The sequence below is a fragment of the Janthinobacterium agaricidamnosum genome (assembly GCF_003667705.1).
Taxonomy (GTDB): Bacteria; Pseudomonadota; Gammaproteobacteria; order Burkholderiales; family Burkholderiaceae_D; genus Janthinobacterium.
Genome location: NZ_CP033019.1, coordinates 3,442,910 through 3,469,311, shown reverse-complemented (window position 1 = coordinate 3,469,311; position 26,402 = coordinate 3,442,910). Strand labels below are relative to the sequence as shown.

General features: G+C 65.4%; 16 protein-coding genes. 8 read left to right on the top strand and 8 right to left on the bottom strand.

Annotation, left to right across the window (positions count from 1 at the left end; all coding sequences use genetic code 11):
- Nucleotides 1-51: 51 nt before the first annotated feature.
- Nucleotides 52-3,495: a transcription-repair coupling factor gene (gene mfd / locus D9M09_RS15630; protein ID WP_121669820.1), complete on the bottom strand. Its 3,444-nt coding sequence runs from the start codon at nucleotides 3,493-3,495 to the stop codon at nucleotides 52-54.
- A 218-nt stretch (nucleotides 3,496-3,713) separates the two neighbouring features.
- Nucleotides 3,714-4,649, bottom strand: a complete 936-nt coding sequence (locus D9M09_RS15625) for a 5'-nucleotidase (RefSeq protein ID WP_121669819.1) — start codon at nucleotides 4,647-4,649, stop codon at nucleotides 3,714-3,716.
- Nucleotides 4,650-4,989: 340 nt separating this feature from the next.
- On the opposite strand from D9M09_RS15625, the gene D9M09_RS15620 reads away from it, so the two are divergent.
- From D9M09_RS15620 to D9M09_RS15605, 4 genes are all read left to right on the top strand, one after another.
- Entirely contained in the window at nucleotides 4,990-6,765 is a 1,776-nt protein-coding gene (locus tag D9M09_RS15620) for a methyl-accepting chemotaxis protein (protein WP_121669818.1), read from the top strand.
- Nucleotides 6,766-7,118: 353 nt separating this feature from the next.
- A complete protein-coding gene (locus D9M09_RS29970) occupies nucleotides 7,119-8,696 on the top strand; it encodes a methyl-accepting chemotaxis protein (RefSeq protein ID WP_276208637.1) in 1,578 nt (525 codons plus the stop codon).
- Nucleotides 8,696-9,742 carry a putative bifunctional diguanylate cyclase/phosphodiesterase gene (locus tag D9M09_RS15610; protein WP_070219917.1) on the top strand — a complete coding sequence of 349 codons (1,047 nt, stop codon included), beginning with the start codon at nucleotides 8,696-8,698 and terminating at the stop codon, nucleotides 9,740-9,742. Before D9M09_RS29970 ends, D9M09_RS15610 begins: the two co-directional genes overlap by 1 nt.
- A gap of 98 nt (nucleotides 9,743-9,840) precedes the next feature.
- A complete protein-coding gene (locus tag D9M09_RS15605) occupies nucleotides 9,841-12,582 on the top strand; it encodes an ATP-binding protein (protein ID WP_162995713.1) in 2,742 nt (913 codons plus the stop codon).
- Between the two features lie 3 nt (nucleotides 12,583-12,585).
- Here D9M09_RS15605 and D9M09_RS15600 read toward each other — a convergent pair whose 3' ends face one another.
- Nucleotides 12,586-13,512: a lipase secretion chaperone gene (locus D9M09_RS15600; protein ID WP_121669815.1), complete on the bottom strand. Its 927-nt coding sequence runs from the start codon at nucleotides 13,510-13,512 to the stop codon at nucleotides 12,586-12,588.
- Between the two features lie 10 nt (nucleotides 13,513-13,522).
- Nucleotides 13,523-14,437, bottom strand: a complete 915-nt coding sequence (locus D9M09_RS15595) for a lipase family alpha/beta hydrolase (protein ID WP_121669814.1) — start codon at nucleotides 14,435-14,437, stop codon at nucleotides 13,523-13,525.
- Between the two features lie 357 nt (nucleotides 14,438-14,794).
- On the opposite strand from D9M09_RS15595, the gene D9M09_RS15590 reads away from it, so the two are divergent.
- Nucleotides 14,795-15,448: a TetR/AcrR family transcriptional regulator gene (locus D9M09_RS15590; RefSeq protein ID WP_240453389.1), complete on the top strand. Its 654-nt coding sequence runs from the start codon at nucleotides 14,795-14,797 to the stop codon at nucleotides 15,446-15,448.
- A gap of 232 nt (nucleotides 15,449-15,680) precedes the next feature.
- Here D9M09_RS15590 and D9M09_RS15585 read toward each other — a convergent pair whose 3' ends face one another.
- Nucleotides 15,681-18,008, bottom strand: a complete 2,328-nt coding sequence (locus D9M09_RS15585) for a penicillin-binding protein 1A (protein WP_240453388.1) — start codon at nucleotides 18,006-18,008, stop codon at nucleotides 15,681-15,683.
- Between the two features lie 199 nt (nucleotides 18,009-18,207).
- Between D9M09_RS15585 and D9M09_RS15580 the strand changes: the two genes are divergently transcribed.
- Both D9M09_RS15580 and hepB read left to right on the top strand, forming a co-directional pair.
- The gene (locus tag D9M09_RS15580; protein ID WP_240453387.1) at nucleotides 18,208-20,469 is read left to right on the top strand and encodes an OPT family oligopeptide transporter; all 2,262 of its coding nucleotides are present in this window, start codon (nucleotides 18,208-18,210) and stop codon (nucleotides 20,467-20,469) included.
- 170 nt (nucleotides 20,470-20,639) lie between these two features.
- Nucleotides 20,640-23,516, top strand: a complete 2,877-nt coding sequence (gene hepB, locus D9M09_RS15575; protein WP_121669810.1) for a heparin/heparin-sulfate lyase HepB — start codon at nucleotides 20,640-20,642, stop codon at nucleotides 23,514-23,516.
- Between the two features lie 9 nt (nucleotides 23,517-23,525).
- On the opposite strand, the gene D9M09_RS15570 is transcribed toward hepB, so the two are convergent.
- Both D9M09_RS15570 and D9M09_RS15565 read right to left on the bottom strand, forming a co-directional pair.
- Complete coding sequence (locus D9M09_RS15570) at nucleotides 23,526-24,446, bottom strand: AAC(3) family N-acetyltransferase (RefSeq protein ID WP_162995712.1); 921 nt, start codon at nucleotides 24,444-24,446, stop codon at nucleotides 23,526-23,528.
- Nucleotides 24,439-25,632, bottom strand: a complete 1,194-nt coding sequence (locus D9M09_RS15565) for a hypothetical protein (RefSeq protein ID WP_083287324.1) — start codon at nucleotides 25,630-25,632, stop codon at nucleotides 24,439-24,441. Before D9M09_RS15565 ends, D9M09_RS15570 begins: the two co-directional genes overlap by 8 nt.
- Before the next feature lie 144 nt (nucleotides 25,633-25,776).
- Here D9M09_RS15565 and D9M09_RS15560 point away from each other — a divergent pair, with 144 nt between their 5' ends.
- Nucleotides 25,777-26,004: a hypothetical protein gene (locus D9M09_RS15560; protein WP_070219933.1), complete on the top strand. Its 228-nt coding sequence runs from the start codon at nucleotides 25,777-25,779 to the stop codon at nucleotides 26,002-26,004.
- 9 nt (nucleotides 26,005-26,013) lie between these two features.
- Here D9M09_RS15560 and D9M09_RS15555 read toward each other — a convergent pair whose 3' ends face one another.
- On the bottom strand, nucleotides 26,014-26,397 hold the full coding sequence (locus D9M09_RS15555; RefSeq protein ID WP_121669808.1) for a hypothetical protein: 384 nt from the start codon (nucleotides 26,395-26,397) through the stop codon (nucleotides 26,014-26,016).
- Nucleotides 26,398-26,402: the final 5 nt, after the last annotated feature.

Sequence of the window (26,402 nt, the reverse complement as noted above, 5' to 3'; positions counted from 1 at the left end):
ATGGTTGTGGTATTGGTCATGGGTCAGGCCTGCATAAATGGTCGAAATGGTCTACACCGTCAATTGCTTGATGGTGGTCTTGATCTGCGTCACGCGCGCGGCCAGGTCCGGCATGGCTGCCGTGATTTTCAGCTTGTCCTGGCCATGCAGCTTGATATGGCGGTTCTTCTGGATCAGGCCGATGATGCGCATCGGGTCGATGGGCGGCTTGGCCATGAATTGCAGGGTCGCCGCCTCGCCATGCACGTCGATCTTGACGATGCCCACGGTTTTCGCCGCGATGCGCAATCGGTGCGTCTCGACCAGGGCTTTGACGGCGTCGGGCAGCTTGCCGAAGCGGTCGATCAGCTCTTCCTGGATATCGTCGATTTTCTCTTGCGTGGCGCAGTTGGCCAGGCGCTTGTAGATCGACAGGCGCTCGTGCACGTCGCCGCAGAAGTCCGCCGGCAGCAGGGCCGGCACGTGCAGGTTGATCTCGGTGGTCGAGGCCAGCGGCGCGGCCAGGTCCGGCTCCTTGCCGGCCTTCAGCGAGCGCACGGCTTCGTTGAGCATGTCCGAATACAGCTGGAAGCCGATTTCCGTCATCTCGCCCGACTGGCTCTCGCCCAGCACCTCGCCGGCGCCGCGGATTTCCAGGTCGTGCATGGCCAGGTAAAAGCCGCTGCCCAGCTCTTCCATCTGCTGAATGGCGTCCAGGCGGCGCTGCGCCAGTTTCGTCAGACCCTGCACGTCGTGCACCAGCAGGTAGGCGTAGGCCTGGTGATGCGAGCGGCCCACGCGGCCGCGCAGCTGGTGCAGCTGCGCCAGGCCGAACTTGTCGGCGCGGTGCATGATGATGGTGTTCGCCGTCGGCACGTCGATACCCGTCTCGATGATCGTCGTGCACAGCAAAATATTGAAGCGCTGGGCGACGAAGTCGCGCATGACCTTTTCCAGGTCGCGCTCGTGCATCTGGCCGTGCGCCACGGCGATGCGCGCCTCGGGCAGCAGTTCCGTCAGCATGGCCAGGCGGTTCTGGATGGTTTCCACCTCGTTGTGCAGGAAGTAGATCTGGCCGCCGCGTTTGAGTTCGCGCAAGCACGCTTCGCGGATGATGGCTTCGCCCTCGCTGCGGACAAAAGTCTTGATGGCCAGGCGCTTTTGCGGCGCCGTGGCGATGATGGAAAAGTCGCGCAAGCCTTCCAGCGCCATGCCCAGGGTGCGCGGGATCGGCGTGGCCGTCAGGGTCAGCACGTCCACTTCCGCGCGCAAGGCCTTTAATGCCTCCTTCTGGCGCACGCCGAACCGGTGTTCCTCGTCGATGATGACGAGGCCCAGGCGCGTGAATTTCACGTCGTCCGACAGCAGTTTATGTGTGCCGATGACGATGTCGATGGTGCCGTCGGCCATGCCCTTGAACGCCTGCGTGATCTCCTTGCCGGTGCGGAAGCGCGACAGCTCGGCGATGCGCACGGGCCAGTCGGCGAAACGGTCGGCGAAGGTTTGTGCGTGTTGTTCGGCCAGCAGGGTGGTGGGCGCCAGTATCGCCACCTGCTTGCCGCCCATGACGGCGATGAAGGCGGCGCGCAGCGCCACTTCCGTCTTGCCGAAGCCGACGTCGCCGCACACGAGGCGGTCCATCGGTTTACCGGACGTCATGTCCTTGATGACGTTGTGGATCGCCTCGGCCTGGTCCGGCGTCTCGTCGAAGCCGAAGCTGTCGGCGAAGCGCTGGTAGTCGTGCGACGAGAATTCGAACGAGTGGCCCTGGCGCAGCGCGCGGCGCGCGTACAGGTTGAGCAGTTCGGCGGCCGTGTCGCGCACCTGTTCGGCGGCGCGCTTTTTCGCCTTTTCCCACTGGCCCGAGCCGAGCGAATGCAGCGGCGCGTCTTCCGGCGAGGCGCCCGAATAGCGCGAGATCACATGCAGCTGCGACACGGGCACATACAGTTTCGTGTCCTTCGCATACTCGAGGTGCAAAAATTCCGTCTCGCCTTCGCCCAGGTCCATGCTGGTCAGGCCCATGTAGCGCCCGATGCCGTGGTTGATGTGCACGACGGGGTCGCCGATTTTCAGCTCGGACAGGTCGCGCACCATCGACTCGACCTGCGTCACGCCTTCCTGTTTCTTGCTGCCGACCCGGCGGCCGGAACCGGCATACAGCTCCGTCTCGGTGATGAAGGATAGATTTCCTTCCGGCGTAAACAGCTCGAAACCCGCGTGCAGCGGCGCCACGCCCAGCATCAGCTTGGCGTCGGACTGCAGAAAACCGTCGCTGCCTTCCACCGGTGTCAGGTGCAGGTCGTATTCGCTGAAGTACTGCTGCAGGGTTTCGCGGCGGCCGTTCGATTCGGCGCAGATCATCACGCGGCGGCCCGCTTGCAGCAGATAGCTGCGCAGGTTGGCCAGCGGGTCGTCGGCGCGGCGGTTGACGGCGATGTTGGGAATCGGCGCCGACAGTTCGGACGCCAGCGCATCGTTCGATTTGGCGATTGCCAGGCGCGGGTAGGGCTTGGCCAGGCCAAAGAACTGCTCGTCGGACAGGAACAGCGATTCGGGCGGCAGGATCGGCCGCTCGCGGTCCGCCTTCAGGAAGCGGTAGCGCGACTGCGTGTCGGTCCAAAAGCGGCCGATGGCGGCGTCGATCTCGCCCACCAGGGCCAGCGAGGCGTCGGGCGGCAGGTAGTCGAACAGGGTCGCCGTCTGCTCGAAGAACAGGGGCAGATAGTATTCGATACCGGCCGAGGCGATGCCGCTGCTGATGTCCTTGTAGACGACGGAGCGCGACGGGTCGCCTTCGAATTGCTCGCGCCAGCGGTTGCGGAAGGTGGTGCGCGCCGCTTCGTCCATGGGAAATTCGCGGCCCGGCAGCAGCCGCACTTCATGCACGGGGTAGAGCGAGCGCTGGGTGTCGGCGTCGAAGGTGCGGATGGTTTCGATGGTGTCGCCGAACAGGTCGAGCCGGTAGGGCAGGGCGGACCCCATGGGGAACAGGTCGAGCAGGCCGCCGCGCACCGAGTATTCGCCCGGCGACATCACTTGCGACACATGGCTGTAGCCGGCCAGGGTCAGCTGCGACTTCAGGCGCGCCTCGTCCAGGGTTTCACCCTTCTTGAAGAAGAAGGTGTAGGCGGCCAGGAAGGACGGCGGCGCCAGGCGCACCAGCGCCGTGGTGGCCGGCACGATCAGCACGTCGCACTGGCGCGTCTGGATTTCGTGCAGCGTGGCCAGGCGCTCGGAGACCAGATCCTGGTGCGGCGAAAAGGCGTCGTAGGGCAGGGTTTCCCAGTCCGGCAGCAGATGGCAGCGCAGTTCCTTGCCGCCAAACCACGGGATTTCATCGAGCAGGCGCTGGCCGTCGCTGGCCTGCGCCACCACAACGGCCAGCATCTGGCCCCGCGCTTTCAATTCCAGTGCGGCCAGCGCCAGGGCATAGGCGTCGGATGAACCATACAGGGCGGGCAGCGCATAGCGGTTGCCGGGCTTGGGGAGGGCTTTCGTTAAGTCTAAGGACATGCAGGCGATGACACTAGTGGCAGAGGCAGTTGAGTGGAACAGCTGTGATGCGCGCCGCGCCGCCAGTGACGGCGCTGACAGGCGAGATTATAGACCATCGCCCGCACCTCCGCGCTTGAGAAAACCGTCGCGAGCGGCAGCGATTTGTGGTCAAGAAGCGCAGCCGTACGCTAGTACGGTGAGCATCGCAGGCCGCAAGGCGCGACGCGCAGCAGGTTTTATCCTGCGCGGACATTCGCAATGCCGAATGGGACATGCACCATGGGTATCGTGCCGCCCGCCGATTTCAGGTGGCTCAACTGGTCGTCGAAGAAGATATGCGGCTTGAACACGGACAACACGCGCGATTTGTCCATGCCGCCGAGGAAAAACGTCTCGTCGGCCGCCACGCCCCAGCTTTTCAGGGTCGTCACGACGCGCTCGTGCGAGGGCGCGTTGCGCGCCGTGATGATGGCGATGCGCAGGATCTTTTTGTAGCCGGGGTCGCGCCGCTGCGCCTTTTCTTCCAGGCGCTGCATGGTGGCCAGCTTCTGGAACAGGTCGGCCAGCGGGCCGGGGCGGTGCGGCGTGCCCACGTTCAGGGTTTCATGGGCGTGGAATTCATCGACGTCATTGTTGCGCTTGAACACGGTTTCCGCCTCGTCGTCGGCGATCACACCGTCGAAATCGAAGGCCACGCGCAGTTCCTCGTCGTTTTCGTCGTCTTCCGTGCGCGATGGCAGCACCAGGCCGGCCGGATAGTCGCACGCCAGCGCGCTGCGCACGTCGTCTTCGTTCGCGCTGAGAAAGAGCGAGGCGTTGAAGGCGGGCAGGTAAGGGTAGGGCGACTTGCCCGTCATGAAGGCGGCGCGCGAGATATCGAGGCCGTAGTGGGCGATGGAATGCATGACGCGCAAGCCCGTTTCCGGCGAATTGCGCGAAAACAGCACCACTTCGACGGGCGACTGGCGCGGGTAGTGCTTGTTGATGTTCAGGAAGCGGCGAATGAAGGGGAAGGCCACGCCGCGCGGCAGGACCGTGTCGATATGCGCTTCCTGGTACTTGCGGTATTCCTCGGGGCCGCTGTCGAGGTAGACCTGGTGCGATTCTGCCAGGTCGAACAGGGCGCTGGAAGCGACCCCGATCACCAGTTTGTGTTCGATAGGATAAGCCATGGTCTGCCTGTTGTTTGCTTGTTGCTCATCTTATACGACTATCAACTGCGTAGCCAATAGTGGCGTATCTGGATTTTTTGCACCAAAGCGGGGCGCCAGGCCGTTTTTTCTGTCCCCTGTGCAATATGCGCCACAGTAAAGAAAGAAATCTTGTTTTGTATCAAGTATGTAGCAGCCAGCGAGCGTATTTTCCACTATGCTTTCACTTATGAAATCTCGCCAATTGTAACGAAGCGTACGCCCTATCCCCGCCACCTTTATACAAGTGTCAGCTGTTTTACTCGAACATGCCAGCCCCAACTTCGCCAGCAGTCGTCGTGACTTTATAAAGGACCTAGCCATGTTTAAGAATTTACTGATCAAATGGAAGCTGGCGACGCTCGTTGCCGTGATGATGGTGGCCTTGCTGGTGGTGGGCATCAGCGGCTACACGGGCATCGCCACCGTGGGGACCGCCGTCAATGAGATCGGCGTGGTGCGCCTGCCGTCGATCCAGGGCCTGATGATGATGAACGAGGGCCAGACGGCCGTCGCCGCCGCCACCCTGACGGCCGCCATCTATGAAAACAATTACCAGGCACAGGACAAGTTCGCGGAAGCGCTGCAGCTGCGCACCAAGGCCTGGAGCAATATCGAGGCAGGCCGCAAGCTGTACGAGCCGCTGCCGCAAACCCCCGAGGAAGCCGTGCTGTGGAAGCGCTTCCTGGACGAATGGGCGGCTTGGAAGGGCGATGACGACAAGGTGCGCGCCATCCTGCGCCAGCTGGCCGACAACCGCGACGAGCCGCGGCAGAAAGAGCTGTTCGTGGCGTTTTACAAGCAGTACCAGGATTCGCGCAGCCTGTTCAGCAAGGCCGAAGCCACGCTCAACGAGATCATCAAGCTCAATAACGGCGTGGCCGATGCCAGCGTCAAGGAAGGCAGCGCCGCCGTGATCCGCTCGGAAAGCCTGATGGTCATCCTCGGCTTGCTGGCTTCCGCGCTGGGCATCGGCTGCGCCGCCTACATCACGCGGGCCATCACGCAGCCGATCAATTCGGCCGTGAAAGTGGCGCAAACGGTGGCCTCGGGCGACCTGACCAGCCACATCGAAGTGCACACGACGGAAGAAACGGGCCAGCTGCTGCAGGCGCTGAAAGACATGAACACCAGCCTCGTGAACATCGTCGGCCAGGTGCGCAGCGGCACGGAGACGATTGCCACGGCGTCGTCGGAAATTGCCAGCGGCAACCTGGACCTGTCCTCGCGCACGGAAGAACAGGCCAGTTCGCTGGAAGAGACGGCATCGTCGATGGAAGAGCTGACGTCGACCGTGCGGCAGAACGCCGACAACGCCCAGCAAGCGAATCAGCTGGCGCTCTCCGCCTCGGGCGTGGCAGTGAAGGGCGGCGCCGTGGTGGGCAAGGTGGTCGAAACCATGGACGCCATCAACGACTCGTCGCGCAAGATCGTCGACATCATTTCCGTCATCGACGGCATCGCCTTCCAGACGAATATCCTGGCCCTGAATGCGGCCGTGGAAGCGGCGCGCGCGGGCGAGCAGGGACGCGGCTTTGCCGTGGTGGCGACCGAGGTGCGCAATCTGGCGCAACGCTCGGCGGCGGCCGCCAAGGAAATCAAGACCCTGATCGGCGACTCCGTCGTGGCCGTCGACACGGGCAGCAAGCTGGTGGCCGAGGCGGGCAGCACGATGGCCGAAATCGTCTCCAGCGTGCAGCGCGTGACGGACATCATGGCGGAGATCAGCCTGGCGACGCAGGAGCAAAGCTCGGGCATCGACCAGATCAACCAGGCCATCGGCCAGATGGACCAGGTGACGCAGCAAAACGCGGCCCTGGTGGAAGAGGCGGCCGCCGCGGCCGAATCGCTGCAGGAGCAATCGGGCCAGCTGGCCCAGGTGGTCAGCGTCTTCAAGCTCGATGGCGCACAGGCGCCAGCCGTGCCCGCGAAGCCTGCCACGCCGCGCGCCGCGGTGGCCAGCGCCGCGCCCAGGCGTCCCGCACCGGGTCCGGCATCGCCTCCCGCATCACGCCCCGCTGCAGGCCGCCCGGCCTTGCGCGCCGTGCCGTCCCAGCGCCAGAGCGCATCGCGCGACGACGAGTGGGAAGTGTTCTGACGGATTGACGGATTGACGGCGCCAGGATGCGCTGACCGGACGGCCGCCCTGTGCGGCCGTTTTTGCATGTGCGCCCAAGCCCGCACTGCGGTTACTACTTACTAAAAAAACAGCGTTATAAAAATAGCTGTTTTGTCATCTAAGCAAATCTTTTCAAAACTTAACGCGACATTGCTTGTGAGATAACTCACACTGCCTGCCGTACCACCCTTGTTCCCGCCTCGGCCACATCCCGGCTGACCCCTCCGCCTGCTGCGTCCAGCCATTCGTGGCAGGCGGCAGCCATTGCCGTCAGCCTTGCATGCGAGCCCGACGCGGTGACCGATGATGCACCACATTGAAGGATGCGAATAATGATGGCAAATATGAAAATCGGCACGCGCCTGCGCTGCTCTTTTGCGTTGTTGACCTTGCTGCTGCTGGCGACTGCCGCGCTGGGCATGTTGCACCTGTCCAGCCTGGAGCTGCGCATGCGCGACGTGATCGATGACAAATATCCGAAAACCGTGCTGGCCAACGACATCATCAAGAATGTCAACATCATCGCGCGTTCCTCGCGCAACCTGCTGCTGATGACGGAGCCGCAGCAGCTGGCGCTGGAGCGCGCGAGCATCGCCAGGGCGGGCGCGGACACGGAGCAGCGCCTGGCGCAGCTCGAACGCATCGTGCTGTCGGAGCAGGGACGCGCGCTGATGGCGGCCGTGACGCAGGCGCGCGCCACCTTCAACGAGGGCCGCGACAAGGTGCTGGCCCTGCTCGAGGCCGATGCGCGCGACGAGGCGGCGGAGCTGCTGCTCGGTACCGTGCGCAACGACCAGCTGCGCTACATGGCGGCGCTGGAAAGCCTCATCACGCACCAGCATGACCGCATGGAAGAAGCGGGCGCCCAGGTGCACGCAGAATATCTGTCGGCGCGCACCATGATGCTGGCGCTGAGCGCCCTGGCCATCGGTTTCTCGCTGGTGACGGCATGGCTGGTCACGCGCAGCATCGTCCATCCGTTGCGCCATGCCTTGACCGTCGCGCAGACCGTGGCCGCCGGCGACCTGACATCGACCTTCGGCCGCCACGGCGGCGATGAAACGGGCAAGCTGCTCGACGCGCTGTGCATCATGAACGGCAACCTGCTCGAGATCGTGCAGCGGGTACGCAGCGGCACCGACACCATCGCCACGGCCTCGTCGCAGATCGCGGCCGGCAATAGCGACCTGTCGTCGCGCACCGAGGAGCAGGCCAGTTCGCTCGAACAGACCGCGTCGGCCATGGAGGAGCTCAGCTCCACCGTGCAGCAGAACGCGGACAATGCCCGCCATGCCAGCATCCTGGCCGTCGAGGCGGCAAACATCGCCGGCGCCGGCGGGCAAGCCGTGGGCCAGGTGATCCACACCATGGACGCCATCAGCGCGTCATCGGCGCAGATTGCCGACATCATCGGCGTGATCGACATGCTGGCCTTCCAGACGAATATCCTGGCCTTGAACGCGGCCGTGGAAGCGGCGCGCGCGGGCGAGCAGGGGCGCGGCTTTGCCGTCGTGGCAACGGAAGTGCGCAGCCTGGCGCAGCGCAGCGCCGCGGCGGCGCGCGATATCCGCGCCCTGATCGCCAATTCCACCCAGCAGGTCGACGCGGGCGCGGCCCTGGTCGCACAGGCCGGCGCCACCATGCAGGAAGTGGTGGCGGCCGTGGGGCGCGTGAGCCAGATGGTGGCCGACATCACGGCTGCCAGCGCCGAGCAAAGCACGGGCATCGGCCAGGTCAGCCAGGCCGTCGTGCAGATGGACGAGGTGACGCAGCAGAACGCCGCCCTGGTGGAGGAGGCTGCGGCCGCGTCGCAATCGCTGGAAGGCGAGGCGGCGAACCTGCTGCAGGTGGTCAGCGTGTTTCGCCTGCAGCAGGGGCCGGCGCACGCCTTGCCGCGCCTGCTGGCCTAGTGGCGCGCCTGGCAAGGTTCTGGCACGGCCCGCGCGCGCGGTCGCTGCTGTGCGCTGCGCTGGCCGTCTGCCTGCCGTTGGGCATCTGGCTGGACGATGCGCAGCCGCGTCACGTGGCGCTGGCGGGACTGGCGGCGCTGGCGCCGGGTTGCGCCATGCTGTGGCGGGCGCTGAATGGGCGCGGCGGCACGCGCATGGCGTCGGCGCGCAGCCGGGAGCTGCAGGCGCGCCTGGACAGCGCCATCGGCGACGGCGAATTCTGTTTTCACTACCAGGGCAAGTTTGATACGGCGCAACTGCGCCTGGTGGGCCTGGAAGCGCTGCTGCGCTGGGACCACCCGCGCCACGGCCTGATCTACCCGAATGCATTCATCGGCCTGGCCGAGCAGACCGACGCCATCGTCGCGCTGGGCAACTGGGGTATCGATGCCGCCTGCCGCCAGCTGGCGCAGTGGCGCGCGGCGGGCCTGCCCTTGGTGCCTGTCGCGGTGAATGTCTCGGCGCGCCAGCTGTGCCAGCCGCACTTGCCGGACTTCGTGCTGCGCTGCCTGCGGCGGCACGCCATCGTGCCTGGCCTGCTGGAGCTGGAAGTGACGGAAAGCTGCTGCATCGACGACATGGCGCAGGCGACGCAGGTCTTGCGCCGGCTGCGCGCGCTGGGCCTGGCCATTTCGCTCGATGACTATGGCACCGGTCATTCGGGGCTCAGCCATGTCAGGATGCTGCCGATTCACACCATCAAGATCGACCGCTGCTTCATCCGCGACCTGGGCAGCGCAGGCAGCGCAGATAGTGACACTGTGATCGTCGCCTCGACCATTGCGCTGGCGCGCGGCCTGGGCTTGCAGGTGCTGGCCGAAGGCGTGGAAAACGGCGAGCAGCTGGCGCGGCTGCGGCGGCTGGGCTGCCCCCAGGTGCAGGGCTTTTACCTGCACCGCCCGGCGTCCGCGGCCGACGTGGCCGCACTGCTGGCCGACGGTGCGCCGGCCGGCCTTGTAACAGTGCCGAAACATGGCGCCATGCGGCCTGGCGTGGATGCTCAGTAAAATATGGCCACTGCAAGCCGCATGCTTTAACACTTCTCCCCCACGCAAGAATGATAAACAGTCCCGTCCCGGCCTATGTCTTCGGCCCGTTTCGCCTTTTGCCGCTAGAACGCGTGCTGTTCGAGGGCGATCGCGCGCTGCGCCTGGGCAGCCGGGCCATGGACTTGCTGCTGGCCCTGCTGGAGCGCGCAGGCGACATCGTCGACAAGCATGAACTGGTGGCCATTGTCTGGCCCAATGCCGTGGTGGACGACGCGACCTTGCGCGTGCACCTGGCGGCGCTGCGCAAGGCGCTCGGCGATGGCCGCGATGGCCAGCGCTACATCACCACCGTTCCCGGGCGCGGCTATGGCTTCCTGGCGCCGCTGGCGCACACGGGCCAGCCGGCGCCCGGAACGGCCGGCGTCGAGCCGCGGCACAACCTGCCCGTCATGCTGACGCGCATGCTGGGCCGCGCCGAGGCGCTGCAAACGATGGCCAACCAGCTGCTGCAATTGCGTCTGCTGTGCATTGCCGGTCCGGGCGGTATCGGCAAGACCACGCTGGCTGTCGTCCTGGCCACGCGCGTGCTGCGCCGCTATGCCGATGGCGTGTGTTTCGTCGACCTGGCGCCGCTGGACGAGGCCCGCCTGGTGCCGCTGGCGCTGGCCACGGCGCTGGGGGTGGCGGTACCGGCCGGCGACGCCATGCCGGTCCTGCTGGCCTACCTGCGCCCGCGCCACATGCTGATCGTGCTCGATAACTGCGAGCACGTGATCGGCGCGGCCGCCATGCTGGCCGACGCCTTGCTCAAGGGCGCGCCGTTGCTGCACGTGCTGGCCACCAGCCGCGAGCCGCTGCGCATCACCAGCGAGCAGCTGCAGCGCCTGCCCGCGCTGGAATTGCCGCCGGCCGATGCCGTGCCCGATGCGGCGGCAGCCCGGCATTTCGCCGCGGTGCAGCTGTTTTGCGAACGCTGCGCGGCCGTCGACGATGCTTTCGTGCTGGCCGACGCCGATGTGCCCGTGGTGGTGGACATTTGCCGGCGGCTCGACGGTATCCCGCTGGCGCTGGAGCTGGCGGCCGGGCGCATCGGCCATTTCGGCTTGCATGAATTGCGCCGCCAGCTCGACGACCGCTTTCGCCTGCTCACGCGCGGGGCGCGCAACATGCCCTTGCGGCACCAGACCCTGCGCGCCACCCTGGACTGGAGCTACTGCCTGCTCGACGCGCAAGAGCGCCAGGTGCTGCAGGCGCTGAGCGTGTTCAAGAGCCGCTTCCGCCTGGAGTCGGCCAGCGCCGTGGCGGGTTGCGACGTGTTCGACACGCTGGCCGATCTGGCGGCCAAGTCCCTCGTCAGCATCGAATTTTGCTGCCAGCACGTGTATTACCGCCTGCTCGACACCACGCGCGCGTATGCTAGCGCGCAGCTGGCGGCGGGCGGGGACGCCAGCGCCGTGCTGCGGCGCCATGCGCGCCATTGCCTTGGCCTGGCCGGACGCATCGCCGCCGACTGGGAGAGCATGCCGCCGGCGCACTGGAGCGCGCGCTACGGCCGCCATGTGGATGACCTGCGGGCCGCCATCGACTGGACCTTCGGCGAGGAGGGCGACGTGGCGCTGGGCGTGGCCCTGACTCTGGCCGCGCAACCCCTGTTCTATCAGCTGTCGCTGATGGATGAATACCGCGTGCGCGTCGCGCGGGCGCTCGAGTGCATGGCCGCGCAGGCAGTGGATGACCCCGACAGCGAGATGCAGCTGCATGCCTCGCAGGCACACCTGCTGCTGCATACGCAGGGCGTCACCGGCACCATGCTGCGTTCGTTCCAGCGCGGCTATGCGCTGGCCATGCGCACGGACGATGACAGCCGCCGTGCGGAAGCGATTTGCGGCATGTGGATCTGCAGCCTGCAGCTCGCCGATTTCCAGCGCGCCGACAGTTACGTGGCCCAGCTGGCCCTCCTGTGCGAAGCGCGCGACGACACGGCGATGCGGCTGGTGCTGGCGCGCATGCGCTCGGCGGGCGAGTACTTGCGCGGACGCTACGCTGAATCGGCGGCGCTGGCGCGCATGGTGCTCGCGCATCCCGAGGGCGCCGGGCAGCTTGGCTTCAACAACGCCTTGCTGGCCGATCACCAGGTTTGCCTGCGCGGCACGCTGGCGCGCTGCCTGTGGATGCAGGGCCGCGCCGACGACGCACTGGCGCTGGCGCGCGAGGCGGTGACGGTGGGCTTCGAGCACAATGGCGTCACGCTGTGCGTGGCGCTGGCCATCAATGCCATTCCCGTCGCCCTGTGGTGCGGGCAGCGGGGACTGGCGCATGCCTGGACTTGCCTGCTGTGCGAGCACGCGGCCCGCTATGGCTTGATGTACTGGAGCGCCTGGGGCGCCGCCTACCAGCGGCTGCTCGACGCGGGCGATACGCTGACGGAATTTCCCTGGCCTGCCGTGCGCAGCTGGCCGATACAGATCGATTTGATGGCCACGCTGCACGACGCGGCCGCCGATAGCCAGGCGCTGCGGCGCGCACGCACGGGACTGGCGCCATGGAGCGCGCCGGAAGTGCTGCGCCGCGACGCGCACCACCGCTGGCGGGCGCTGGCGCAAGACGATGCGGCCGGCCTGGAAGCGGTGCGCGTGCAGCTGGAAGAAGCGCTGCAGCTTGCCCGGGGCCAGCAGGCGCCGGGCTGGGAGCTGCGCTGCGCCACCAGCCTGGCGGCCGTGATGCAGGCGCAAGGCTACGGCGCCGCCGCGCATGCCATGCTGGCCCCGGTCCATGCCGGCTACCGGCAGGGGCGCGACACCACGGACGTGATGGCGGCAGCAGCTTTGCTGGCGCGGTTGCTGGCGCAGCTGGCTTGATGGCTATTCGTAGGCACCCAGCCGGCGCTGTTCCTCCGGCGTGAAACTGGCGTCGCGCAGCTGCTGCAGGGCTGCCGCATCCTGCGCGCCGCCGGGCAGGATGGCCTGCTGCGCCTTCTGCGCCTGATACGCGATGATGCGCTGCTGCCACTGCGATTCCTCGCGGTCCAGTTCCGCCAGGCGCGCCGCTGCCGCCGGCGTGAAGGTGCTGGCACGCAGGCGGTAGACTTCATTCTCGCCGCCGCCCTGGGCCCGCAACGCCTTCACCGAGGCGTCCAGCTGCGCCACCCTGGCGGGTGCGTCGCGCGCATCGCGCTGGGCGGGCGACATTTTCTGGTCCAGCACGGCCAGTTGCGCCTGGCGCTGCGCCTCGTCGAGCGAGGTGTCGCCGAGGATAGCCATGCGCGCCACGGCATCGTCGTCATATGCGTCGCTGGCGCCGAACAGGCCTGCGCTTTCCTCGGGCGTAAAATAATTGCCGCGCAGGGCGCGCATCGCTTGCAGGCGCGCGCGCGCCGCCACGGCGGGATCGGCCTGCGCCGGCAAGGCCTGTTCCGCGCTGGCCAGCGTCTGCTTGTATGCCAGGTAAGCGCCCAGCAGGCGCTTGGCTTCGCGGGCGGGGACGGGCGCGAGGCGCCGGTCCAGTTCTGCTTCGATCTGGCTGCGGATGGCGGTCAGCGGTTTTTCACCGAGGCCCGCCAGGTAGTAGTCGAACAGGTGGCCCAGTTCCGCGTCGACCACCAGCTTGTCGCCGGCGGCCACCGTCACGTTGCCGTCGGGCCGCGTGCCTTCCATCGAGCGCACGAACGCGAACAGGTCCGGTTCCGCCTTCTCCGGCGGCGGAGCGGGCGGCTCCCCCGGCCGCAATGCCAGGTACAGGACCAGGGCCGCCAGGCTGCCGCCGATGAGCCATCTCGCGTTCGTGCGCATCGCAGCCTCCTTACAGTCCCAGGCCTTGCAGGCGGTTGGCCTGCTGGCGGAAGACGGTGACGGGGTTCGTCTCGAACAGGTTGACGATGCCGACGAACTGGTTGACTTCATCGAGGTGGTTCATGGCGTAGTCGTCGCGGATCACCTTGCCCAGGTGGCTGGAGCAGCTGCTGACCAGACCATCGTTCTTCACGCCGCCGAAGGCCAGGCTGATGGCCGCCAGCGCCGGGTCGCCCACGTCGAGTACATTCGTGTACGGTTGCGCGCCGCTCCACGAAAAGTAGTGCACGCCCTGCACCTGGTAGGCGCCTTCGCCGCAGGAGGAGGTGGGCACGCCTTGCGGATGGCGGCTATTGAAGGCCAGCGAACCGGCCGTGGACAGCGAGGTGAGCGAGGCGCCCGCGTTTTGCGGCAAGCCCTTGTTGCCCGACAAAATGCCGATCAGGGAAGCGAGCGCATTGCCCAGCGCGCCGCTGGTGTTGGGAATGGCGCCGCTGAGGATATCGGCCACCTTGGAACCCTTGTTGACGCCGGCCACGCTGGTGACGGACGCCACCAGGTCGGGCCGCACGGAGGCGACATAGCGGGCCGTGGGGCCGCCGTGGCTGTGGCCGATCAAATTGACCTTGGCCGCGCCGGTGGCGGCGAGGATTTGCCGCACCTGCGACAGCAGCTGCTCGCCGCGCACTTCCGTGCTGTTGGCGGCCGAGACGGTGGTCACATACACTTGCGCGCCGCCGCTGCGCAGGGCGTCGGACACGCCATAGAAATAGTCGACGGGTCCCAGCTTGTCGAAGCCGAACAGGCCGTGCACGAGCACGATCGGGTACTTCGTTTGCGTGTAGCCGGCGGCGCCGGCGCTGCCGGGCAGGATGGCGAGGGAAAGCAGCAGGGTGGATAGCAGTTGCCAAAAGCGAGTCTTCATTTTGTCTCCGTTATTATTGAATAGTGGAAATGTCGATGCTGTAGCGATGAACCGTGCACTCCTTACATTCTCGATGCATTAAAAATAGCGAGCGCTCGGTTTATTGAATGTAGCATTGCTGGATTTAAATTGCTGTGAATTGCATGATGCAGCGCAATAACTGTGCGCATTTGGCGTTGCGTATGGGCCCATTGCATAGTTGAAAGGTCAAATAGTTGTTTTCCTGAGCTATAATCGGCCCCGCATCCGCCGTCCCGCCGTCTTGCAGCGCCGCCCAGGTGCTGTCTTACATTGCTCATACACCGTTACTTGGGAATGCACTTGTCGACCCATTTTAATTTTGAACAGTTTCAGCAGATGACGCCTTTGAATGGCGAAAACATCTGGGAATATATTCTTGACCGCCACGCGGAGCGCATCGGCGTCAAACGCCGCAAGCCGGCGCTGGAAAATCTCGAACGCATCTTCGTCGCCACCTTCCGCCTGGCCAATGACGTGGGTTTCCGCGCCATGAGCTTGCGCGACCTGTGCCGCGAAACGGGGCTGTCGATGGGCGGCCTGTATGGCTACATCACCAGCAAGGATCAATTGGCCGAAATGATCGAGGACGTGGTGCGCCACGCCACGCAAGCCTTGCCGCTGCTGTTCGTTGACGTGAAGTCGCCGCTGGACCGCCTGGAGGCGATGATATGCTCGTCGATCTACCTGTCCGAAGTGCTGCAGCCGTGGTTTTATTTCGTCTTCATGGATTCGCGCGTGCTGCAGGTGGAGCAGCGCAGCATGGCGAAAAATTCCGAGCTGTATGTGCAGACCCTGATCGCCGCCACCATCGCCGAAATCGAACCGAAGCCGCAGGGCGATCCCACCCTGCTGGCGGCGCACTGCCTGGCCCTGTTCCAGGACTGGTACGTGAAACGCTGGAAGTACCGCGCGGCGAAGGTCAATGTCGACGATTTTGCCGACAGCGTAGTCGGTACGGTGCGCGGATATTTGAGCATGACCGCCGCGTAAACCTCGGCGGCACTTGTCGGGTTACGCCGTCCCGGCTAACCCGACCTACGACTGGTGATCGATGCAGTAAGAGGTAGGTCGGATTAGCGAAGCGTAATCCGACAAGATACGGTGTAAATCGCTGCGGCACTTGTCGGGTTACGCCGTCCCGGCTAACCCGACCTACGACTGGTGATTGATGCGGTAAGAGGCAGGTCGGATTAGCGAAGCGTCATCCGACAAGTTACCTGTGTCAGTTCGTGGTTTCCACCGGCAGCGTCTCCGGCAGTGCTGCCGGGTCCGTCGGCGTCTCCGCCTCCATATCCAGCGTCTTCACGCCATTCATGTCGATGAATTCATCGTACAGCCATTCGCCGTCGACCTGGCTCAGGCCCGCCGGCACGTCGCGCGTGACTTGCGGGCGCGTGGAAAGCGCCGTGCGCATGTAGTCGATCCAGATCGGCATGGCCAGGGTCGAACCGAATTCGCGTCCGCCCAGCGATTTGGGTTCGTCGTAGCCCATCCACGCCACCGCCACGATGCCGCCGCTGTAGCCGGCGAACCAGCCGTCGACGGCGTCGCTGGTGGTACCCGTCTTGCCGGCGATGTCGCTGCGGCCCAGTTTTTTCGTCGCCGCCGCGCCCGTGCCCGTGCGGGCCACTTCGCGCAGCATGCTGTCCATCACGAAGGCGTTGCGCGGGTCCAGCGCCAGGGTCTTGTCGTCGTTCGGCGCGGGCGGCTTGGTCTGCATCAGGATGGTGCCCCTGGCGTCGACGATGCGGTCGATCAGGTATGGTTCCACCTGGTGGCCGCCATTGGCGAACAGGGCGTAGGCGCCCGCCATCTGCACGGGCGTGACGGAACCCGTGCCCAGCGCCATGGTCAGATTGCTGGGCTGGCGGGCCGGATCGAAGCCGAATTTTTCCAGGAAGTCGTGCGTGTACGACACGCCCAGCGCGCGCAGGATGCGCACCGAGGCCACGTTCTTCGACTGCGCCAGCGCGTAGCGCATGGTGATGGGGCCGTCGAACTTGAAGTCGTCATTCTGCGGCGCCCACACCTTGCCGCCCGCCTGCATTTCCAGGGGCACGTCGTTGATCAGGGTGGCCGGCGAAAAGCCTTTTTCCAGCGCCGCCGAATACACGAAGGGCTTCATGGCCGAACCGGGCTGGCGCCACGCCTGCGTGACGTGGTTGAACTTTTGCAGGTTGTAGTCGAAGCCGCCCACCATGGCGTGGTAGGCGCCCGTGTCCGCATCCAGCGAAACGAAGGCGGCGGCCACCAGCGGCACTTGCGTGATGGCCCAGTTACCCTTGGCGTCCTGGCTGATGCGGATCACGGCGCCCGGGCGCAACTTGATGCCGGCGCTCGCCTTGGCGGACAGGGCCGGGGCGGCAAAGCGCAAGCCGTCGCCCGTGATGGCCTTGGCGTCGCCGTCGCCCGTGTCGGCCACCACCTTGCCGCTGGCCACTTCCGTGACGACGGCGGCGATCAGGCCGTCGCTGTCCGGACGTTTTTGCAGCGCAGCATCGATGGCGTCGTCGCGCTGCTCGGGATCGGCCGGCATGTCGATGAAGGTTTCCGGGCCGCGGTAGCCGTGGCGCTGGTCGTAGGCGATGACGTTGCGGCGCGTCGAGGCGTAGGCCGCGTCCTGATCCGCCTTCAGGATCGTCGTGTAGACGCTGATGCCCTTGGTGTAGCTGTCTTCCTTGAATTGCGCAAACACGGCCTGGCGCGCCAGTTCGGCCACGTATTCGGCGTGCGTGTCGAAACCCTGTTTGCCGCGCGTATTGATATGCAGCGGCTGCGCCAGCGCCTGCCGGTACTGGCCTTCGCTGATGTAATCGAGTTCACGCATGCGTTTCAAGACCAGCTGCTGGCGCGCGTGCGCCTTTTTCGGGTTGCTGATCGGGTTGTGGCGCGACGGGTTTTGCGGCAAGCCGGCCAGCATGGCCATTTCCGCGATCGACAGTTCCGACAAGGGTTTGCCGAAATACGTCTGCGCCGCGCTGCCGAAGCCGAACGAGCGCTGGCCCAGGTACATCTGGTTCATGTACAGCTCGAGAATCTGCTCTTTCGACAGGGCCGCCTCGATTTTGAGGGCCAGCATGATCTCATTGAGCTTGCGCGAGGCGACTTTTTCGCGCGTCAGGAAGAAGTTGCGCGCCACCTGCATGGTGATGGTGGAGCCGCCGCCATGGCCGAAGCCGTGGCGCAGGTTCGACAGGACGGCGCCGCCGGCGCGCACGAAGTCGATGCCGTGGTGTTCGTAGAAGCGGCTGTCCTCGATGGCCAGCAGGGCTTTCTTCATCATTTCCGGCACTTGCGCAATCGGCACGAAATCGCGGTGCTCTTCGCCGAATTCGCCGATCAGCACATTGTCGGCCGTGTATACGCGCAGCGGGATCTTCGGCTGGTAATCGGTGATGACGCCCAGCTCGGGCAGGCGGGGACGCACGTACAGGAACAGATAAGCGGCCAGCAGCACGGCGGCGGCCAGCGCGGCGCAGCCGGCGATGATGAAGCCGCGCACGGTGGCGCGGCGGGAGGGCCAGGGGAATCCGGATCGTTTGGCAGTCAAGGCAGTCTCACATGAGCGTGCAGGGCACGGTGGCAGCGATTATAGACCAATGCTGCGGCGCTTCCCGTGCGGGCCGGGCGCCGGGATCGGCTGCAAAAAACCTTTTCATCGAAACGCGGCTGTGCGATAGTCTCGGCTTCAAGCAAATAGCCCGGGCATCGATCCGGGCTGTTTAATTTATACAATTAAGGATTTATTTATGGCAAAAGATGCAATGCCGAGCGCCGTGAAGCCGTACATCCCGGCCGATGCGAAGCTGCCCGAGATGACCTTCCGCGCGCTGTTCATGGGCGTCATCCTGGGGATGGTCTTTGGCGCCTCCTCGCTGTACCTGGTGCTGAAGGTGGGCCTGACCGTCAGCGCCTCGATTCCCGTCGCCGTGATCGCCATCACCCTGTTCGGCCTGGCCAAGAAGGTGGGAGGCAAGGATTCGTCGATCCTGGAAAACAGCATCACGCAGACGGCCGGTTCGGCTGGCGAGTCGCTGGCATTCGGCCTGGGTGTGACCATGCCCGCCATTTTGATCCTCGGCTTCGACCTGGAAATCTCCAGAGTCATGCTGGTCGGTATCCTCGGCGGCCTGCTGGGCATCCTGATGATGATCCCGATGCGCCGCACCATGATCGTCGACCAGCACAAGGAACTCAAATTCCCCGAAGGCACGGCGTGCGCCGAAGTGCTCAAGGCGGCCGCCACGGAAGAATCGCGCATCGCCGCCGGCGAAAGCATCGAGAAGGATTCGGCCGCAGCGCTGGACGCCAAGCGCCGCGCCAAGATCATCTTCGGCGGTTTTGCCGTCGGCTTGCTGTATAAGGTCTTCAATATCTCGTTCAAGGGCTGGAAGGACACGCCGGGCGTGGAATTTGCCGCGCCGCTCAAGGGCGGCTCCATCGGCGCCGAGATTTCCCCTGAATTGCTGGGCGTGGGCTACATCATCGGCCCGCGCATCGCCGCCACCATGGCCGCCGGCGGCGTGCTGTCGTATTTGCTGTTGATCCCGATGATCAAGTTCTTCGGCGACAGCCTGACCACCGTGCTCTCGCCGGGCACCAAATTGATCAGCGAAATGGGCGCCGACGACGTGCGCAGCGCCTACGTGCTGTACATCGGCGCGGGCGCCGTGGCGGCCGGCGGCCTGATTTCGCTGGTGCGCGCCATGCCCATGATCTGGCGCAGCCTGTCGGCCGGCCTGAAAGGTATCGGCAAGGGCGTCAAGACCGATTCCACCTTGCGCACGGACCAGGATATCCCTCTGAAGTGGGTCGTCATCGGCTGCCTGTCCATCATCGCCGTGATCACGTTTGCCACGCCGCTGCACATGAATTTCCTCGGCGCGCTGCTGATCCTCGTCTTCGGCTTCCTGTTCGCCACCGTCTCGTCGCGCCTGACGGGCGAAATCGGCTCCTCGTCGAACCCGATCTCCGGCATGGCCGTAGCCACCCTGCTGTTTACTTGCCTGATCTTCCTGATCATGGGCTGGACGGGCGGGCGTTACTATGTGACGGCCCTGTCGGTGGGCGCCATCGTCTGCATCGCCGCCAGCAATGCGGGCACCACCTCGCAAGACTTGAAAACGGGCTACCTGGTGGGCGCCACGCCGCGCCTGCAGCAGTACGCGATTTTGGCGGGCGCCTTGTCGTCCGCGCTGATCCTCGGTCCGATCCTGCTGAAACTGAACGAGGCGAGCACCGTCTACGTGCCGGCCGCGCAGGTGGCACCCGGCCTGACGGTCGATGCATCGAAGCTGACGGTGACGGGCGAGCTGCATGGCCCGCAAGCCGAGGCCGACCACAATACGTACAAAGTCTGGCAAAAGACCGATACCGTGGGCGGCCCGGCCGGCAAATACTTCGTCAAGGAAGATGGTCAGCTCGCTTATCTGGTCGATCCGGGCATCAATGGCCACTACAGCAAGCGTCCGGACGGTTCGGAAGTAAAGAAATACGATGCGCCGAAGGCCGTGCTGATGTCCTACATCATCAAGGGCATCCTCGACCAGCAGCTGCCATGGACCCTGGTGCTGTTCGGTGTGATGATCGCCGTGGTGCTGGAAATGGCCGGCATTCCGTCACTGGCGTTTTCGGTGGGCGTGTACCTGCCGCTGTCGTCGACCTTGCCGATCTTCGTCGGCGGCCTGGTGCGCTGGCTGGCGGACCGCCGCAACAACAAGCTGGAACACAACGCCAAGCTGAATGAAGAAGAGCGCCAGCTGGCGGGCGACCGCAGCTCCGGCGTGCTGCTGGCGTCCGGCTACATCGCCGGCGGCGCGCTGGCCGGCATCATCATTGCGATCACGGCCGGCGTGCTCACGCACTTCGACCAGATGATGGCCGACTGGGCCGAGCACGGCAACCCGTTCTACGCGGGCTTGAACGCGGATGCGCTGTCCCTGCTGCCGTATGCCGTCATCATCGTGCTGCTGTATATCGTGGCGCGCGAGAAGAAGGCATCGCAGGCCTAGCACGCGACCGATCCGCATTGCCAGCCAAAACCGCCCGGGTGATACCGGGCGGTTTTTTTTGCGCCGTGCAGGCTGCTGCAGCCAGTATTTGTTGTAAAAATGCAATCGGATTGGCTCAGGGCGGTATATTGTTAGCAATATTTAAAATACAACAAACTGGAGTTCCATCCATGTTCAAGCTGCGATGCCGTCACAAGTTGCAATATTTGATCCATGTCGCCTTGCTGGCGGCCAGTCCCCCCCTGCATGCGGCGGCATTTCCCGTCGAGGCCATGTTCGAGGCGGAAGCCGGGGCGCCGGGCGGTCCCTGGACGCAAGAGTATCTTGGCAGTAATGTGATTTCCGGCGGCAGCTACCTGTCCACGCCGTCGGACCTGGCGCGCGCCGATACGCCGGGTGCGGCGGCCGAGTTGTCGTACACGGTGGCCGTGCCCCGCGACGGCAACTACACGGTCTGGCTGCGCGTGTTGGCGCCGGCGGCGGACGCCGCATCGCTGTACCTGGCGCTCGACAATGGCGCCTATGCCAGCGTCTCCGTGCCGTTCATTGCCGGCCAGGTCGCGCAGTGGACCTGGGTGCCCGTCACCCGCTGGCTGGCCGCGGGCGAACGCGAACTGAAGCTCCAGTACCGCGAGGGCGGCGTGGGCATCGATTGCCTGCTGGTGACGGCGCTCGCCGATTTTGTGCCGCAGGGCTATGGCGCGTACCCGCTGCCCACCGTGCTGCCGCCGCCAGGCGAGCATCCGCGCCTGTTTGCCCGGGTGGGCGACCTGGCGGCCATACGCAGCCGGTTCGAATCTGATGCACAGGAGATGGCTACGCATCGCGCTGTCCTGAATGGGTTTATCGCATCACCGGCGGTCGTGGCGCTACCCGTGTTCGTGCCAGGCGGCCCCGCCGGGAGCAACCACCAGGTCGACGTGGTAAGCACGATCAAGGCGAAGGCGCTGTTCTCGCTGCTGTATGAAGGCGGTGGCGCGCCGGCGTCGGCGCAGCGGGGCGGTGAAGCCGTGCAAATGCTGCTCGACTACCTGGCGGCCGTGCGCTTTTCGCCCGGGTATAGCCACCCGAACGAAAAAGGCGACATCATCCTGGCCAGCGCCATGGTGTATGACTGGTGCTTCCATCTGATGAGCGCGCAGCAGCGCGCCTATGTGGTCACGCGCTTTACGCAGATTGCGGCCACGATGGAAATCGGCTTTCCGCCATCGCGGCAAGGCGCCGTCGTGGGCCATGGCAGCGACAACCAGCTGCTGCGTGACCAGCTAGCGGCCGCCATCGCCTTTTATGACGAGGCGCCGCTGGTCTACAACATCGTTGCCGGGCGCTTCTTTGCCGACTATATCGCGCCGCGTAACTATGCCTACGCCGCGCAAGCCTATCACCAGGGCGCGTCCTATGGCACGGTGCGTTTCCTGGCGGACATGTACGCCGCCTGGCTGTTCCGGCGCATGGGCGCTGCCCCCGTGTTCGATCCCGTGCAGCAGATGACGCCGTATCATTGGCTCTACACGCGCCGCCCCGACGGGCAATGGATGCGTGATGGCGACGTCTATCATTCCTCCTATACCAACAGCAGGCAGACCTGGAGCGAACCGCTGGCCTTCATGTTGCCCGCGACCTACTATAACAATTCCACCTTGAAGCATGAGTATTTGAAGCAGTCGCTGCAGCAGTCGACCAGTTTTATCCATGCCAAGGACAGCATCTGGCCTATTTTGCTTGGCAATACAGGCATGGACAGCACGCCCAATCCGGCCACCTTGCCCTTGACCAAGTATTTCCCCGATCCCGCCGGCTTGATGATCGCCCGCACGGGCTGGACCGATGGCATACATGTCGAGTCGGGCAATGTCGTGGCGACGACGAAGCTGGGCGGCGACTGGTTCGGCAACCACGAGCATTATGACGCCGGGCATTTCCAGATTTACTACAAGGGCGGGCTGGCCATCGATTCGGGTATTTATAGCGGCAGGGATGTGACCGATCCCGCCATTCCGCTCGAATACGGCAGTGCGCACGACATGAACTATCACAAGCGCAGCATCGCGCACAACACCATGCTGGTGTATGACCCGGGCGAGAATTTTGACGGCTATGCCAATGACGGCGGACAGCGCTTTCCTGGCGAGGAGCCGCAAAGCCTGGCGGAACTGGCCAACGGCTACAAGGTGGCCACGGTCCTGCGGCACCAGTCCGGCCCCCAGGTGCAGGCGCCGGACTTCAGCTACATCAAGGGCGACCTGACGGCGGCCTACAGCAGCAAGGTGCGCCAGTTTCAGCGCTCGTTCGTGTTCTTGAACCTCAACGATGCGAACCACCCGGCCGCGCTGATCGTGTTCGACAAGGTCAGCGCCAGCGATGCGGGGTTCAGGAAGACCTGGCTGTTGCACAGCCAGTCCGAGCCGGAAATCAGCGGCGACACGGTGGTCATCCAGCGTACGGATTGGGACTACAACAGCACCTTGCAGTACAACGGCAAGCTGATCAATCGCACCGTGTTGCCAACGAATGCCGTGCTGGCCAAGGTGGGCGGCAGCGGCAATGAATTCAGCGTCGGCGGCATCAACTATTCCATCCAGCCTGAAGCGGACTATTCGACCGAGGAAGCGGGCGCCTGGCGGCTGGAAGTGTCGCCGCCGGCCGCCAGCGAAACGGACTTGTTCCTCAATGTCATGCAGGTGATGGATGCCGGCAGCGCGCTGCCAGCGCTGCCCACGACGGCCATCGCTTCGCCGCTGCTGGCCGGCGTGCAGATCAAGGACCGCGTGGTGCTGTTTTCCAGGAGCGGCTTGCCGCTGGGCGGGACCGTCACCTTCGAGCTGCCGGCACAAAGCGCCTCCATGCAGGTGCTGGTGACGGATTTGCAGGCGGGAAGCTGGACTGTCCGCAAGCGCGGGTCGGGCGGCCCCATCGAGGATGAGGTGAGTGACGACGGCGGTGCCTTGTATTTTGTCGCCAATGGCGGCGGTGCGTACGACCTGCAGCGCAGCGCAAGCGGCGCCGGGCGCGCGGCGGCGTTGCCAGCGTCACCGGCCGTGCCGTGAAAGGCCAGGCTAGACAGGCCGCGCCGCCAGTTGCGCAGCGCTTGCGTAGATCGTCACGTGTTCGGACGCCATTTGGCGCAGGTGGTCATAAAATGCCTGCGCCGGTATGCACCATGACGCCGCATCGCCCACGTGCCCGTTGACGCGCAGGCCGGCGGCGTCGAACTCCCGGTGAAAGTAGTCGCGCAGGTCGCCGCGCCCGGGATGGTCGATGCGGCGCTGCGCGATGGCGGGATCGAAGGAGCGCACGGGCACGTCCCAGCGCCGGCCGGCGTGGTCCAGGCAGGCCAGCAGCTTTGTCTCGCCTTCCCACACGGGCACGGGAAAGGCGTCGCCCATGGCGTCTTCCAGCGCGTGATAGAACGTCACCGGTCCCATGGAAATGCCCAGGCCAAGCACCTTGGCCTGCTCGCAGCCGATGAAGCGCTGCCAGGGCGAATCCACGCCGAAGATCGACGGCGCGCGGTGATGCGCCTCGGTGAGCGCGGCGGCATGGCGGCCCCACGCGGACACGGAGTGGGTCGGGTGGATGCTGCGCCGGACACCGGCGCTGGCGAGGAACGCTTCGGGCAGGCGCCCCATGTGCGTGCCATGGCGGCGCGGGTCGAACACATAGTCTTTCATGTCGCAGGTGGCGCGCACGGTGCCGCCCGGCAGATAGTAGGTGGGCAGCAGCAGGGTGCCTTGCGGGCCGACGGCGTCCTGCAGGGCGCCAATCACGGCCGCCGCGTCGCCTTCCACGTAGCCCAGGCTTTTCAGCGAAGAGTGCACGAACAGCGTGTCTCCATGCGCGATGCCCAGCCGCGCCAGATCGGCGGCCAGTCCGGTGCGCGTCACGTGGCGCGCGCCGTGGCGCATGTTGCGGGCGCTGGCGGCGCGGCGCCACGCTTGCAGCGCTGCCCTGGCGGTGCGCCTGGCCCCGTCAAGCATGGCCTGACTCCAATTCCAGCAGGTTGGCATCGATGCAGAACTTGGCGGCCCAGTTCAGGTAAGCCCAGGTGCCGTAGTCGCCATCGACGGGAAACGAGCCCTTGACGCCGCCGCGCGCGTGCGCGGGGCCGTCGATGCTGACCGCGCGTCGCACGTAACGATTCAGGCGGCGCGCCGCGTCGAGGTAGCGCCGCTCGCCCGTCAGCTGGTACAGCAGGAACAGGCAATGCGCGTTTTGCGCGGAACCGGTAAGGCAGGCGTAGCCGGCCCCCGGCTGGAAGTCGGGTCCAAGACGGCCAGGCAGGTAGCCGTCTGCCGCCACGGCCCTGGCGACGCTCGTGCCGGTGCGCGCGGCGGCCTCCAGCAGGTCGGCGCGCGCCGAAAAGCGGTGCGCTTCGAGCACGCCGCGCAAGGCGTAGCCGATGGTGTGGGTCAGTGGCAGCAGCGGGTTGTCCAGGCAGTTCGAGGCGAACCAGCCATTGGGGCGCTGCTTCGTCAACGCCCAGTCGACCTGGCGCAGGCCCGCCGCGCCATAGCCGTGGCCCGGCGCGACGCGGTCTGCTTCGAACAAGCCCCACGCCACGTGCGTTTCATAGGCCTTGTCGCCGGCGCTGGCGAACGGCGTCGGATGGCGGCGCCAGCAGCCGTCGGCATCCTGGCTGTCGCGCAGCCAGCGTGCCGCGCGGTGCATGGCGTCCTCGTAGGCCCCGCCGTACGCTGCCACGCCGGCCGCCAGGCCAAGCAGGATCTGGCCCGTGTTGAAGGTGACGGGCACGCGCGGCGTCGAATCGATCTTCCCGCCCTGGAAACCGCCTTCCGGGAACTGGATGGCCACGCACCAGTCGAGCATGCGGCGCGCCCGCTCGTGCAGCGCATCATCCCCGCCCTCGTCGCCCGTTCGCTGCGCCAGGGCGATGACGGTGGGGATGATGTAGCCGGTGGTTTCGGGATAGGAGCTAGCCCAGCCCGTCAGCAGGCTGTAATCGCGCGCGACGCCGCCGTCGTTGGAGCCGGAATGGTCTTGCGCCGCGCATAGCCAGGCCGTGCAGGCCTTGACGACGGCTTGCGGCCCGGGATCAAAGGCGGGCAGGCCGCGCCGGTCCGACAGCCGCTCCATGCGCGCCGCCGCCGGCAGGCCCGCCTGCGGCGCAAGAGTATTCCTGAGTTTCGCGAGCAAGGCGCGCATGGCTTTCCATCCGGTGGTTGGCTCAGGCTACTGTAGCGCCGGCCATCGGCAGGGCTATTGACTTACCGCAAGGATTGGCCGCCGCGTCGCTGCCGCGGGAATTGACGCATAATGGCTGTATCACCATCGCCGACGAGGCCCGCCATGAACACCGTCACGCTTGAGTATTCGGTCGTCACCAATCCCGACTCGTTTGTCGGCTTCAAGTATTACGTGAAGGCGGGGCAGGCATTCGATGCCGACGATTTCGCCTATTCCTACAAGCTGAACCGGTCCGACCTGGACCCGGATAGCGTGCTGGCCGCGCGCGAGGCGGCGGCGAATTTGCAGCCGGGCGAGTGGCTGACGGTGTCGCATTCGATTGCGGCGTAGCCGGCATCCTTATGCTGGCGCAAACCACGCGCGCAGTTCATCGACGGCCTTCTGCGCCGAGTCTTCGGTCAACGTGAGCACGATGACCATTTCCTGCGCCGGGCGATGCTGCCCATCGCTACCGGCCAGCTCGATGGCTTGCCCGAAGCTCGTGTAGCAGGGACCGCACTCCTGCGGGCATTGCTGCACGATGCGCGCCGCCTTGCCGGCGTTGCGGTCCGCCAGGTTGACGATGGGATTGCCGTCATAAAATGGCTGGCCGTTGGCAAACGCGGTGCGCAGATACGGCGTGCACTGGCCGTCGAGGAAGGCCAGGCGGGCCTGCCAGTAGGCCTCAGCCGCCGCGTACGCGGCCTGATCTTCGAGAAAATCGGCAAACAGGAAGTCGTTCATATGGT

Coding starts and splice junctions, on each gene's coding strand:
- D9M09_RS29970 (WP_276208637.1), top strand. CDS start 7,119: ATGATGGCAAATATGAAAATCGGCACGCGCCTGCGCTGCTCTTTTGCG.
- D9M09_RS15570 (WP_162995712.1), bottom strand. CDS start 24,446: ATGCTTGACGGGGCCAGGCGCACCGCCAGGGCAGCGCTGCAAGCGTGG.
- hepB (WP_121669810.1), top strand. CDS start 20,640: ATGTTCAAGCTGCGATGCCGTCACAAGTTGCAATATTTGATCCATGTC.
- D9M09_RS15555 (WP_121669808.1), bottom strand. CDS start 26,397: ATGAACGACTTCCTGTTTGCCGATTTTCTCGAAGATCAGGCCGCGTAC.
- D9M09_RS15560 (WP_070219933.1), top strand. CDS start 25,777: ATGAACACCGTCACGCTTGAGTATTCGGTCGTCACCAATCCCGACTCG.
- D9M09_RS15625 (WP_121669819.1), bottom strand. CDS start 4,649: ATGGCTTATCCTATCGAACACAAACTGGTGATCGGGGTCGCTTCCAGC.
- D9M09_RS15620 (WP_121669818.1), top strand. CDS start 4,990: ATGTTTAAGAATTTACTGATCAAATGGAAGCTGGCGACGCTCGTTGCC.
- D9M09_RS15590 (WP_240453389.1), top strand. CDS start 14,795: ATGACGCCTTTGAATGGCGAAAACATCTGGGAATATATTCTTGACCGC.
- mfd (WP_121669820.1), bottom strand. CDS start 3,495: ATGTCCTTAGACTTAACGAAAGCCCTCCCCAAGCCCGGCAACCGCTAT.
- D9M09_RS15600 (WP_121669815.1), bottom strand. CDS start 13,512: ATGCGCACGAACGCGAGATGGCTCATCGGCGGCAGCCTGGCGGCCCTG.
- D9M09_RS15595 (WP_121669814.1), bottom strand. CDS start 14,437: ATGAAGACTCGCTTTTGGCAACTGCTATCCACCCTGCTGCTTTCCCTC.
- D9M09_RS15565 (WP_083287324.1), bottom strand. CDS start 25,632: ATGCGCGCCTTGCTCGCGAAACTCAGGAATACTCTTGCGCCGCAGGCG.
- D9M09_RS15580 (WP_240453387.1), top strand. CDS start 18,208: ATGGCAAAAGATGCAATGCCGAGCGCCGTGAAGCCGTACATCCCGGCC.